This is a genomic window from Streptomyces sp. NPDC026062 (assembly GCF_055568375.1).
This window is the reverse complement of the sequence record NZ_JBVHOQ010000021.1, coordinates 19,095-31,566: the sequence shown is the minus strand read 5'-3', so window position 1 is coordinate 31,566 and position 12,472 is coordinate 19,095. Positions and strand designations below refer to the sequence as shown.

Sequence of the window (12,472 nt, the reverse complement as noted above, 5' to 3'; positions counted from 1 at the left end):
CCCGGCACGCACGCGACACCGTGAACGGGTCGGGGGGGGGCGCCCCCCCCCGGCCCGCCCCCCCCCCCCCCCCCCCCCGGCCCCCCCCCCCCCCCCCCGGGCCGCCCCCCCCCCCCCCCCGGGGCCCCCCCCCCCCCGCGGCCGTTCACTCCTCGGTGTCCGCGCCGGCGGGTGCGCGGTCCTGCTGCGCGGGAGCGCCGGCCGTATCGGTCGGGTCGGGTGCGGCGCTGCCGCTGCCGGTGGGCGCCGGGGTCGGCACGGGCGCCGGAGCCGTACCGTCCCCGGCGGATTCCGACGGGGTGGGCGTGGGGGTCGGCTCGGCTGTGGAACCGCCGGTCCGGTCGGGTTCCGGGCTCGCGCTCCGTCCACCGTCCTGCGAGCCGGTACCGGGCGCCGTGCTGTTGTCCTGGCCGGGCGCCGTGGCGTCCTGTTCGGTGCCGGTGCTGGGCGCCGGCGCCGGGTCGGAGGAGCCGGAGCCCCGGTCTCCGCGCACGACGGAGCCGACCGTGGTCCCCTGACCGCCGCTCAGGTCGTTCCCGGAGACCAGCTCGAACGTGGTGATCCCGGCCATCGAGACGACGAACACCACGGCGGCCCCGAGGGCGGAGCGCTTCCAGCCGCGGATCCGGGTGCCGTGCGTGGTCGCCCGGGTGAACTCCTCGTCCGGCGACGCAGCCGGAAACGCGGGCGCCGCCGTGAGCCGCCGGGTTCCGTCGGGCGACTCGATCAGCTGTGTACGGTCCGGGTCGGCGGTCACCTTGCGCAGCACGGTCGTGGCGTCCACCGGCCGCAGCACGGTCGTGGCGTCGGCGTCCTGCTGCGCGGGGACCCCTCCCCGCGCCGACGGGTCCACCTGCCGCAGCAAGGCCGTGGCATCCAGCGGGGCCGGCATCTCGGTGGCGTCGGCGGTTCCGGCCGTGCCGCGCAGCGCGACCCGCGTCCCGGACGTCACCCACTCCGCGTCCGGGTCACCGCCCTCACGTGTCTGGCGGGTGTGAACCGTCATCTCGCGGCCCGGGTGCTTCACCTGGACCGTCACCTCGCGGATCTGCTCGCCCGTCCGGCGGAAGAAGTGCTGGAAGACCGAGCCGCCGCAGGTGGCCACGACGCTCATCACTCCGGCGCCGAGAATCGTCCCGTACACACCCAGTTGGGAGGCCGCCACCGCGGCCGCGACCGCTGCCACCGCGCTCCCCGCCACCTGGGGCAGGCTCAGATCTATCCGCCTTTCTCTGGGTTCTATGTCACTTTCCGGCTTCTGCACCATTTCCAGCCCTTGATTGACATCTCTCCCACCATGCAACAAGAAGGGACATTTGAGCGAAGCGGATAGTTCCACTTACGGTGATTCTGTGAAGCAGGACACGCGTCACGGGCATCCCGCCTTCAAGTGGGTACGTCAACTCCCGCGCCTCGCGAGAACTTCGGCGGCGCGGCGGTCCACCCACATGGCCCGAATGGAGTACTGTGGCGAGCCCTGGGGCCGGACCCCCGCGTGGAAGTCCGGAACCTTCGGGAGGGGGCCGAAGAAGGCACTCGATCCGGCGGCGCGTCACGGCATCGCACGGGGGCCGGCCACGCGGGGTGACCAATGGTCACTTTGTGTTGCACAATAGGTCACCGTGTCATATCGGCGATCAAGGGCTCACGCCCGACACGCCGGGCAACACGGCAATGTTGTGGCAGGCTGCAGCCGGGCAGGCCACACTCGACTAGCGGAAGCAGCGACGCACGTGACGTCGGCAGGCACCACCCGGGAGGTCCCCATGCCCGAACTGCGTGTCGTGGCCGTCTCCAACGACGGCACACGACTGGTGCTCAAGGCCGCAGACAGCACGGAGTACACACTTCCGATCGACGAGCGGCTGCGAGCCGCCGTGCGCAACGACCGCGCGCGGCTCGGCCAGATCGAGATCGAGGTGGAGAGCCACCTCCGCCCGCGCGACATCCAGGCACGGATACGAGCCGGCGCCTCCGCGGAGGAGGTCGCCCAGTTCGCCGGGATCCCGGTGGACCGTGTCCGGCGCTTCGAGGGCCCCGTGCTCGCGGAGCGCGCCTTCATGGCCGAGCGGGCCCGGAAGACCCCCGTGCGCCGTCCCGGCGAGAACACCGGCCCCCAGCTCGGCGAGGCGGTGCAGGAGCGGCTGCTGCTGCGCGGCGCCGACAAGGAAACCGTCCTGTGGGACTCGTGGCGCCGCGACGACGGCACCTGGGAGGTCCTTCTGGTGTACCGGGTCGCCGGCGAGCCGCACTCGGCGAGCTGGACCTACGACCCACCGCGCCGGCTGGTCCAGGCCGTCGACGACGAGGCCCGCTCGCTGATCGGCGAGACCGACGACGTCGCCGCGCCCGAGCCCAGCTTCCCGTTCGTCCCGCGGATCGCCCGGCTGCCCCGCGACCGGCCGCTGGACCGCGCCCTCGATCGCCAGATGGAGCGCCCCACGCCCCCTCCGCCCCCGGAGCCGGAGGAGCGTATCGGCGGGGTGACCGCGAGCGAGCGGGATTCGCTGACGAGCCTGCTGGAGGCGGTGCCGAGCTTCCGGGGCGACATGGTCGTACCGGAACGGCCCGCGCCGCCGGAGCCTCCGGCGCTCGAACCCGCCGCGCACGAGCCGGAGGCCGAGGAGCCGCCAGCCCCCGCGGCTTCGGCGGGCGCGGGTTCCGCCTACGCGGACGTGCTGATGCCGCGTGCGGTCGCAGGTCACCGCGACCGGCTCACCGGGACGACGGACCGGCAGGCCGAGGCGGACGGGGTCCGGCCCGGACGCCGGGCCGCGGTGCCGAGCTGGGACGAGATCGTCTTCGGCACACGGCGCAAGAAACAGGACTGAGAGCCCGCCGGGTGACAACGGCATGAGGAGGGCCCGTGCGCAGCCGCGTACGGGCCCTCGTGCGTGGCGACAGAGGAAGCCGCTCGTCCGGCAAGGGCCGGTGCCTCCGCCCCTACCGCGGGTCGGGGCCCGTGGCGACCGGCCTGGACTCGTCACCCGACCACTGCGACCAGGAGCCCGCGTAGAGCGCGCCGGTGAAGCCGGCGATCTCGAGCGCCAGCACCTCATGGGCGCCGGAGACCCCCGAGCCGCAGTAGACACCGATCTCCGCCGCGCGATCGGCCGCGCCCAGCCCCGAGAACCGGGAGGCCAGCCGCTCGGCGGGCAGGAAGCGTCCGTCCGTACCGACGTTCTCCACCGTGGGAGCCGAGACCGCGCCCGGAATGTGACCGCCCACCCGGTCGACCGGCTCCACATCGCCCCGATAACGCTCGGCGGCACGCGCGTCCAGCAGCAGACCCGAGCGGGCGAGGGCGGCAGCACCGTCCGCGTCCAGCAGCGGCAGCGCACCGGGCCTGGGGGCGAAGTCACCCTCGGCCGGCACCGGGATCTCCTTCGACAGCCCTCCGGTCCAGGCCGCGAGACCGCCGTCCAGCACCCGGACGTCCCGGTGCCCCGTCCAGCGCAGCAGCCACCAGGCACGGGCCGCCGCCCAGCCGAGGCCGCCGTCGTACACGATCACCGAACTGTCCCGGCCGACCCCCGCCCGGCGCATGACCGCGCCGAATTCCGCCGGGTCGGGCAGTGGGTGGCGCCCGCCGTCACCCGCCGGGCCGGCGAGCTCCGCGTCCAGATCGACGAAGACCGCACCGGGGATGTGCCCGTCCTCGTAGTCCGGCCGGCCGTGAGGGCCGCCCAGCTGCCAACGTACGTCCAGGAGCACCGGCGGACGCGGCCCCGCCGACTCGCTCACACATTCGGATGCAGAGATGATGGGCTTCATGTGTGCCATCTTCGCGCAGCGGCCGACCCGCCCGTAGCAACCCCGAAACGGATGTATCGCCACAAACAAGACCTTCTCTTTCGAGATCGCGGAAAGAGCGGCGCGGCCGGGGCGCATCACGGGCCGGGTGGTGCAAGCATCTGCACGGGGCGTACACATCCCGCAACGCACAACGGTGCGCCGGCCCCGTTCCCCCGTACGGCCACCACGATGGTCCGAGGAGAGTAACGATGACCGAGGCTGCCGCTCGGCCTACACCCGGAACACCTTGCTGGGTGAGCCTGATCGTGCACGGGCTGCACACGACCCGGAACTTCTACGCCGAGCTGTTCGGCTGGGAGTTCGGCCCCGGCCCCGAACAGCTCGGCCCGTACGTCCGGGCGCTGATCGACGGACGGGAGGTCGCGGGCATCGGGCAGCTGCCGCCCGACCGGCACCTCCCGATCGCCTGGACGACCTATCTGGCCAGCGACGACGCCGACCTCACCGCGGAGGCCGTCCGCGCCTGCGGCGGCACGGTCGGTGTCGGACCGCTCGATGCCGGGAAAGCGGGCCGGATGGCCATCGCCTCCGATCCGAGCGGAGCCGTGTTCGGGATCTGGCAGGCGGCCGCGCACGTCGGCGCCAGACTGGCCGGCGCGCCCGGAACCCCGGTCTGGAACGAGCTGGTGACCCGGGAGACGTCGACGGTCGCCAAGTTCTACCAGGCGGTCTTCGGCTACGAGACCGAGGCGATCGTCTCGGCCGACTTCGACTACCAGACCCTCCATCTGGACGGCCGACCGGTGGCATCGCTGCACGGTGTCGGCCACGCCCTGCCGCGCGACCGGGGCCCGCACTGGATGACCTACTTCGAGGTCGCCGACACGGATGAGGCCGCACAGCGTGTGGTGGAACTCGGCGGACACATCCTCCAGCCCCCCAGGGAGGGGTCCAGCGGCAGGGTGGCCACGGTGGCGGACCCGGAGGGCGCGGCGTTCACGATCGTGCGGTCGGCGGGGCGCTGAGGAAGCCGCCGCACGGCCGCGCACCAAGGAAGCGGGTACGCGGCGGTGCCGTCAGCTCACCTTGCGGAACTCGACGACCTCCTCGTCGTCGCGGCCGGTGCGTACGAGGACCGCGCGCCCGCCCGGGTCACCGTCATGGATGGTGTACGCGTACAGTCCGGCGTCCTGCCCGCAGCCCGCGACGCGGACGGGTACGGCGTAGGTGGTGAGCAGACCCAGCTGCCCCAGGGCCGTGGGGCTCTCGGCCAGGTCCACGGCACGGGCCCGGTACTCGCACGCCCGGCCCGATTCCGTCGTGGTCATCCGGATCGCTGCATCACCGATGGCCGTGCCCCGCACGACCAGGGTGCGGCCGTCCGCCGACCGCCAGGTTCCCCGGTACTCCGCGACGGACGCGGTCGACGGTGCGGCAGGATCCATCACCTGGCCGCTGTCGCCCGCTGCCCAGAGGACGAAATCGGCATTGCGCTCCAGCCTGATCCGGGAGGACAGCCCGCACTGCTTCCAGCTGCTCCCCTCGGGCTCGGCGGAGATCAACCGGTAGCCGCCGAGGACCAGAACCTGGTCGCCGTCCGTCAGCCTGGCGGTGCTCGCCTCGCCCCTGCATACGGCCTCGGGCGACCCCACGACGACGTCGGCCCCCTTGCTTCCGGGCCGCGAAGCCGCGTGGAACTCCAGCCGCATGAACCCTCCCCGTTGCCACGCCCCGGTGAACCGGCCCACGGGCTCGGGTTCGGCTTCCTCGACGGGTCCGGTGACGCCCGGCCTGCCGGACGAGGGCGGCAGCAGGGCGAACAGGATTCCCGCCACCACGGCCGCTGCCACGGTCCACCGCACGGCCTTCCCGCGCTTGGCCTTCCGCCGGGGCGGTGCCGACGCGGCCAGCACCCGCGGCGGCGCGATCCCCGCCTCCGGTACGTCCAGGAGGTCGCGGCCGACCGGATCGGGAAAGACCGGGATCGCGGCCGGTTCCGGGGCGCTGCGCTCCGCACGCCGGGGGGTGCGCGGCACCGGCTGGGCGGCTGCCCGGTCCAGCCGCTCCAGCAGATTTCCCGGCAGCCACGCACCCGGCGGGGCGTTCCTCGTACGGTCGAGCACCTCCGCGACCGACGGCCGGTCCTCCGGCTCCTTCGCCAGGCAGTCCGCCACCACCTCGGAGACCGATTCCGGCAGCCCCGTGAGGTCCGGCTCCTCGTAGGCGATGCGGAACATCAGCGCGTGCAGACCGCGTTCCTCGGCCTCGAACGGGGAACGGGCGGTCGCCGCGTACGTGAGGACGCAGCCGAGGGCGAAGACATCGCTCGCCGGACTGACCCGCTGTCCGCGGATCTGTTCGGGAGCCATGAACTCGGGGGAACCGACGAGCATCCCCTCGGGGGTGAGGGTGGAGTCCAGGGGTACGTCGAGAACGTGCGCCACCCCGAAGTCGATCACGCGGGGTCCGTCGACCGTGAGCAGGATGTTGGACGGTTTCAGATCACGGTGGACCAGGCCGGCCGCGTGGATCGCCGAAAGGGCCGAGGCGAGCCGGTGGGCGAGTACATGGGTGGATGCCGAGGGGAGGGCCCCGAACTCCCCCTGCACCACGGCCCGCAGGGTGGGGCCCGCGACATACTCCGTGGCCACCCAGGGAAGGGCCGCGTCCGTGTCGGCGTCCAGCACCGCGGCCGTACACGGTCCTCCCACCCGGCGCGCGGCGGCGACCTCGCGCACGAACCGGCGCCGGAACTCGGCGCGTTCGGCGATGTCGGCGCGTACGACCTTCACCGCCACCGGCTCCTGCGAGCCCGACAGGGGCCTGGCCAGATAGACCCGTCCCATGCCTCCGGCGCCGAGCCGGCCGAGCAGACGATAGGGGCCGATGCGTGACGGCTCATCGGGGGCCAGAGGCTGCATGGACCGGATCCTCGCACACCGGCGCGGCGCACCGACCGGCTTCGGGGATTCGGCGCCCACCCGTTGCACGGCGTCCGCACAGCCGGACGCCCCGGCATCGGGCGGTCGGTGCCGCCTCGGCGTGAAGACACCGCGTCGTCCGCGGGAACACCTCCGCGCCCGGAGATGACCGCAGGCCGGGCGGACCGCGGCCTGTCCGGCCGCCGGGACCTCAGCCGGAGGCAACCGGCAGGACGTCCGGCGAGAGCGCGCCCGCGCGGACGGAGCCGCTCGTCATGCGGCGGCGGTGGTGGCGCCGGCACAACACCTCGTAGCCGGTCTCCGCAGCGGGACTGCTCACGTCACCGACGACGACCTGCTCGCCCTCCACCACCATCTCGCCGCCCACCGTCCGGGCGTTGTGGGTGGCGCGGGCGCCGCACCAGCACAGGGCCTCCACCTGAAGGGCCTCTATACGGTCGGCGAGCTCGATCAGCCGCTGGGAGCCGGGGAAGAGCCTGGTGCGGAAGTCCGTCGTGATGCCGAAGGCGAAGACGTCCAGCCCCAGATCGTCCACGACGCGGGCCAGTTGGTCGATCTGTTCCGGGGCGAGGAACTGCGCCTCGTCCACGATCACGTAGTCCACCCTGCCGCCCTGGGAGAGCTGATCGACGAGGTGCGCGTACAGATCCATCCCCTCGGAGGCCTCGATCGCCTCCGTGACCAGGCCCAGCCGGGAGGACAGCTTCCCCTCCCCCGCCCGGTCGTCACGGGTGAAGATCACACCCTGGAGCCCTCGCGCCGAACGGTTGTGTCCGATCTGGAGGGCCAGCGTGCTCTTTCCGCAGTCCATCGTTCCGGAGAAGAACACAAGCTCGGGCATGAGGGGTTGAGCACCTTTCGGAACGGGGGAAGGAGGGTGGAGCGGGCGGTGAGGTCTAGGTACGTACTTCGAGGAGCGGGACAAGCTGCTCGACGGGGGTCATCGAGCCGTGCATGCCGACCATCGCGGACTCGTGCGGCTCGTTGACCGATGCGGTGATCACCACGTCGTCGTGGGCGGCCGCGACCACGTCGCCGATCCTGCCGAGCACCCGCTCGTCGACCCGCGGGCCGAACCAGCCCGCCTCGATCGCCTCGTCACGGCTCGCCACCCAGAACTGCTCGCCCAGGACCTCGCGCCAGACGGTCAGCACATCGGCCTCGGCGCCGGGGACCGCGTAGACGTGACGGGCGCGGCCCTCGCCGCCGAGCAGGGCGACACCGGCGCGCAGCTCCCAGTCCTCGTCGAAGTCGATCCTCGACTGTTCGTCGAACGGGATGTCGATCATTCCGTGGTCGGCGGTGATGTACAGCGCCGAGCGCGGCGGGAGCTGCTCGGCCAGGCGCCGGGCCAGTCCGTCGACGTACATCAGCTGGCCGCGCCAGGCGTCGGAGTCGACACCGAAGCGGTGGCCCTTGCCGTCGACCTCGCTGTAGTACGTGTAGACGAGGGACCGGTCACCGACGGCCAGCCGTTCGGCGGCGACGTCCATCCGTTCCTCACCGGTGAGCCGCCCGAGGAACGAGCCGCCGCTGAGTGCGACCTTGGTCAGCGGGGTCTGCTCGAAGGCGGGCGCGGAGACCTGTGCGGTCCGCACTCCGGCCGCGTCGGCCAGCTGGAAGACGGTGGGGTACGGCTGCCAGGCCTTCGGCGGGGTCCAGGGCCTCCAGCGGAGCTGGTTCATCAGCTCGCCGGTCTCCGGATTGCGGGCCGTGTAGCCGGGCAGGCCGTGTTCGCCCGGCGGGAGCCCGGTGCCGACCGAGGCCAGCGAGGTCGCGGTGGTGGACGGGAATCCCGCGGTGACCGGGCGGCCCGTGCCGCCGCGCGACGTAGGCAGGAGGGAGTGCAGGAACGGTGCCTCGTCCGGGTGCGCCTTGATCTGCTCCCAGCCGAGGCCGTCGATCAGGAAGACACAGTTGCGGTCGGCGGGGGTGAGCTCGGGCATCGCCGCCGTGAAGCCGGGGACGCCCTGTCCCGCGACAAGGGTGGGGAGCAGGTCGGCGAGCGAGCCGCTGCCGTACTCCGGGAGCGGAGCGGTGTCGACAGGCAGCAGTACCGGGTCCTGCCAGGCCGGCTGGACCATCAGCGGCCGGCCGCCGGGGTCACAGCCGTGGCCTCGGAGAGCGCCTGGGCGAACGCGAGGGTCTGGCGCACGGTGTCGGGGCCGTCGCCGGCCTCGCTGACCCGCAGGCTCAGGTCGTCGGCGGTGGAGCTGCCGGTGTAGCCGTGGTCGGCCTCGCAGTTGGGGTCGCCGCAGGCGGCGGGCTCCAGGTCGATCCGGGAGACGGCACCCCAGCCGATGGTCAGCACGACCTCGCGGGGCAGCGTGCCCGGGACGTACTTCTCCGGGTTGGCCACGACCCGGCTGACCACGACCGAGGAGATCCGGTCGAGCTTGACCGACTCGGTGGAGGTGGTGGCGTAGGGGGTCGGGGAGCTGGTGTCGGCGTTCTGCTCGTCGGTGTGGCTGACGATGAAACGGGTGTCCGTGAGCACCAGCACCGTGACGTGCCTGCGCACCTCGTTGGAGTCGAAGGTCGTCTCCTGGTGCACCAGGTACGAGGCGACCGGCTCACCGCCCACGGCGGCCTCCACCGCCTCGGCCACGAGGGCCGGGTAGTAGCCGCTGCGCTCGATCGCCGCGCGCAGCCCCTGGGTCGTCGTACCGGTCTTAGCCATACGCACCATCCTACGGGGGGCTGATGGCTGCCGGGGACGGTCCGTCGCCGCTGCCCGGCAGAGCGGGGAGCGGCGTGCCTCAGCAGCCGGACGGAGGGAGCGGGGGACGGCGCGCGCGTCAGTAGTTGGACAGTCGGCGGGGGCCGAGGTCGGTACGGGCCGGGGGCGGCGAGAGGCGGACGCTCGCTCCGAGGACGGTGAGGCCTTGGGTGGCGACCACGACCGGTTCCAGGGCGATGGAGACGACCTCGGGATGGTCGTCGACGAGCCGGGAGACCCGCAGCAGCAGCTCCTCCAGGGCGGCGGTGTCCACCGGCGCGGCGCCGCGCCACCCGAAGAGGACCGGGGCCGCCCGGATGGACCGGATCAGCTCGGCGGCGTCGCGGTCGGTGGCGGGCACCAGGCGGTGCGCGGTGTCGCCGAGAAGTTCGGAGGGTGCCCCCGCCAGACCGAAGGAGAGGACGGCGCCGGCCGCCGGGTCGATGGAGGCCCGCACCACGGTGTCGACGCCGCGCGGGGCCATCGACTGCACCACGGGCCGGAGCTCGGCGGGCTTGCCGAGCAGGTCGGTCAGTTCGCCGTAGGCCCGGAGCAGCGCGCTCTCGCCGGCAAGGTCCAGGCGGACTCCGCCGAGGTCGGCCCGGTGCCGCAGATGAGGCGCGGTGGTCTTCAGCGCCACGGGGTAGCCGAGCCGCGCCGCCGCGTCCACCGCCTCCTGCGGACCGGGGGCCGGGAGGGTGGGCCGGACGGTGATGCCGTAGCAGGCGAGGAGTTCGCGGGCCTCGTCGTGCTCCAGGGGCCTTCCGCGCGGATCGGGGTCCGGGCCGAGCAGGGTGTCGATGAGGGCCGCCGCAGCCGGCTCGTCGATGGTGTCGTCGAGGAACTCGGGCACCTTTCCGGGGACGGCGGCCTGGCGTCGCCACTGGGCGTACCGCACGGCTTCGGCGAGCGCCCGGACCGCCCGCTCGGCGGCGGGGTATGCGGGAATCCGGCCGACGGCACGCGGGGCTTCGGGGTCGGGGGCGGGGTCACTGGGGGCGGTGCCGGGGGTTCCGGTGGCTCCGGTGGCTCCGGGGCCCGGAGCCGGGGTGTCGGCCCCGGTGCCGGGAGCAGGGCCGGAGGCGGCCCCGGCCGGCCGGGGGCCGGACGCGGTCCCGGCCGGGCGCACCGGTGACGACGGTCCCGGACGCCGCTGCGCCACCGTGCTGGTCGCGGCGGCCAAGGCCTCCGCCAGGCCGCCGATCTCCACATGGACCACGGCCACCGGCTTCGCCGGTCCGGCGGCGGCTGCCGCGTGCAGGGCGGTCGCCAGGACCTCCCCGTCGCCCGACTCCGACTCACCGTTCTCCCCCACCCACGGGATCGCCGTCACGACGACCGCGTCGCAGCCGTCGTCGGCCAGCGCCTCGGCCAGCGCGTCCCTGAAGTCCTGCGGGGTGGCGGCCGTGGTCAGGTCGATGGGCGGGCGCGGGCGCAGCCTCTCCGCCAGGCAGGCGTCGTAGGTGAGCAGGCCCAGGGACTCCGAGTTGCCGAGGATCGCGATCCGCCCGCCGGCGGGGAGCGGCTGGTCGGCCAGGAGCAGGCCCGCGTCGACCATCTCGGTCACCGTGTCGACGCGGATCACGCCGGCCTGCCGCATCAGGGCGGAGACCGTCGCGTCGGGGATCCGGCTGACGGGAACCGCGTGGCCGGGCGGGGTGGAGCCGCTGTGCCGGGCGCCCTTCACGACGACCACCGGCTTGACCGCGGCGATCCGCCGGGCGAGGCGGGTGAACTTGCGCGGGTTGCCGAGCGATTCCAGGTACAGCAGGGCGACGTCGGTGTCCGGGTCCTCGTACCAGTACTGCAGGAAGTCGTTGCCCGAGATGTCGGCGCGGTTGCCGGCCGAGATGAAGGTGGAGAGCCCCGCGCCGCGCCGGTAGAGGCCCGAGAGGAGCGCGATGCCGATGGCGCCCGACTGGGTGAAGAGGCCGATGCGCCCGGAGGCGGGCCGTTCGGGGGCGAGGGAGGCGTTGAGCCGGACGGCCTCGGAGTTGTTGATGACGCCGAAGGCGTTCGGGCCGATGATCCGCATGCCGTAGGAACGGGCCTGCCGCACGAGTTCGCGCTGGCGTTCGCGCCCTTCGGCGCCCCACTCCGCGTATCCGGCGGAGAGGACCACGAGCCCCTGGACGCCGTGTTCGCCGCAGTCCGCGACGGCCTCCGGGACCCGGTGGGCGGGTACGGCGACGACGGCGAGGTCGACGGGTTCACCGATCTCGCCGAGGGAGCGGTGGGCGGGAACGCCGTCGAGCGTGGTCCGGTCGGCGGCGAAGGCGCTGTTCACGGCGTAGGTACGGCCGGTGAAGCCGGCGCCCAGGAGGTTGCGCAGGACCGTACGGCCCACGCCGCCGGGGGTGCGGCCCGCGCCGATCACGGCGACGGAACCGGGGGCGAGCAGCCGCTGCACGGAACGGGCTTCGGCCCGGTGTTCCCGGGCGCGCTGGACGGCCAGCGACTCGGCGGTCGGTTCGAGGTCCAGGGTGAGGTGGACGGAGCCGTCCTCGAAGCTGCGCTGCTGGGTGTATCCGGCATCCCGGAACACCTTGATCATCTTGTTGTTGGCGGGCAGCACCTCGGCGGCGAAGCGCCGGATGCCGCGTTCGCGGGCGACGGCCGCGATGTGTTCGAGCAGGGCCGAGGCGACTCCGCGGCCCTGGTGGGCGTCCTGGACGAGGAAGGCGACCTCGGCCTCGTCGGCCGGGGCCGAGGCGGGCCTGCCCTGCGCGTTGATCCGGTCGTAGCGGACGGTGGCGATGAACTCGCCGCCCACCGTGACGGCCAGTCCCACCCGGTCGACGTAGTCGTGATGGGTGAAGCGGTGGACGTCCTTGGCGGAGAGCCGGGGGTAGGGGGCGAAGAAGCGGTAGTACTTCGACTCGTCGGAGACCTGCTCGTAGAAGCTGACCAGCCGGTCGGCATCATCCGTGGTGATCGGCCTGATGCGGGCGGTGCCACCGTCGCGGAGCACCACGTCCGCCTCCCAGTGACCGGGGTAGGCGTGATGCGGACTCTGCTCCGGAGGGGGCTGCATGGGCAAAGCCTACGGCTCCGC

The 12,472-nt window shown here is 73.3% G+C and carries 9 protein-coding genes; 2 read left to right on the top strand and 7 right to left on the bottom strand.

Annotated elements, in window-relative coordinates:
* Nucleotides 1–145 precede the first annotated feature (145 nt).
* On the bottom strand, nt 146–1,267 hold the full coding sequence (locus ACZ4LX_RS20235; RefSeq protein ID WP_467641402.1) for a hypothetical protein: 1,122 nt from the start codon (nt 1,265–1,267) through the stop codon (nt 146–148).
* A 499-nt stretch (nt 1,268–1,766) separates the two neighbouring features.
* Between ACZ4LX_RS20235 and sepH the strand changes: the two genes are divergently transcribed.
* Nucleotides 1,767–2,831: a septation protein SepH gene (sepH, locus tag ACZ4LX_RS20230; protein WP_467641405.1), complete on the top strand. Its 1,065-nt coding sequence runs from the start codon at nt 1,767–1,769 to the stop codon at nt 2,829–2,831.
* A gap of 112 nt (nt 2,832–2,943) precedes the next feature.
* On the opposite strand, the gene ACZ4LX_RS20225 is transcribed toward sepH, so the two are convergent.
* The gene (locus tag ACZ4LX_RS20225) at nt 2,944–3,774 is read right to left on the bottom strand and encodes a sulfurtransferase (protein ID WP_467641408.1); all 831 of its coding nucleotides are present in this window, start codon (nt 3,772–3,774) and stop codon (nt 2,944–2,946) included.
* Between the two features lie 230 nt (nt 3,775–4,004).
* On the opposite strand from ACZ4LX_RS20225, the gene ACZ4LX_RS20220 reads away from it, so the two are divergent.
* Nucleotides 4,005–4,781 carry a VOC family protein gene (locus ACZ4LX_RS20220; protein WP_467641411.1) on the top strand — a complete coding sequence of 259 codons (777 nt, stop codon included), beginning with the start codon at nt 4,005–4,007 and terminating at the stop codon, nt 4,779–4,781.
* 51 nt (nt 4,782–4,832) lie between these two features.
* Here ACZ4LX_RS20220 and ACZ4LX_RS20215 read toward each other — a convergent pair whose 3' ends face one another.
* The 5 genes from ACZ4LX_RS20215 to ACZ4LX_RS20195 all read right to left on the bottom strand — a co-directional run bounded on the left by ACZ4LX_RS20215 (nt 4,833) and on the right by ACZ4LX_RS20195 (nt 12,451).
* Entirely contained in the window at nt 4,833–6,677 is a 1,845-nt protein-coding gene (locus ACZ4LX_RS20215; RefSeq protein ID WP_467641414.1) for a serine/threonine-protein kinase, read from the bottom strand.
* A 211-nt stretch (nt 6,678–6,888) separates the two neighbouring features.
* Nucleotides 6,889–7,539 carry a thymidine kinase gene (locus ACZ4LX_RS20210; RefSeq protein WP_467641417.1) on the bottom strand — a complete coding sequence of 217 codons (651 nt, stop codon included), beginning with the start codon at nt 7,537–7,539 and terminating at the stop codon, nt 6,889–6,891.
* Nucleotides 7,540–7,594: 55 nt separating this feature from the next.
* Nucleotides 7,595–8,782 carry an alkaline phosphatase family protein gene (locus ACZ4LX_RS20205; RefSeq protein WP_467641420.1) on the bottom strand — a complete coding sequence of 396 codons (1,188 nt, stop codon included), beginning with the start codon at nt 8,780–8,782 and terminating at the stop codon, nt 7,595–7,597.
* Nucleotides 8,782–9,378 (bottom strand): DUF5998 family protein, encoded by a 597-nt coding sequence (locus tag ACZ4LX_RS20200; RefSeq protein ID WP_385279928.1) that lies wholly within the window; start codon nt 9,376–9,378, stop codon nt 8,782–8,784. The genes ACZ4LX_RS20205 and ACZ4LX_RS20200 overlap by 1 nt, the downstream gene beginning before the upstream one ends.
* A gap of 118 nt (nt 9,379–9,496) precedes the next feature.
* Nucleotides 9,497–12,451 (bottom strand): bifunctional acetate--CoA ligase family protein/GNAT family N-acetyltransferase, encoded by a 2,955-nt coding sequence (locus ACZ4LX_RS20195; RefSeq protein WP_467641423.1) that lies wholly within the window; start codon nt 12,449–12,451, stop codon nt 9,497–9,499.
* Nucleotides 12,452–12,472 lie beyond the last annotated feature (21 nt).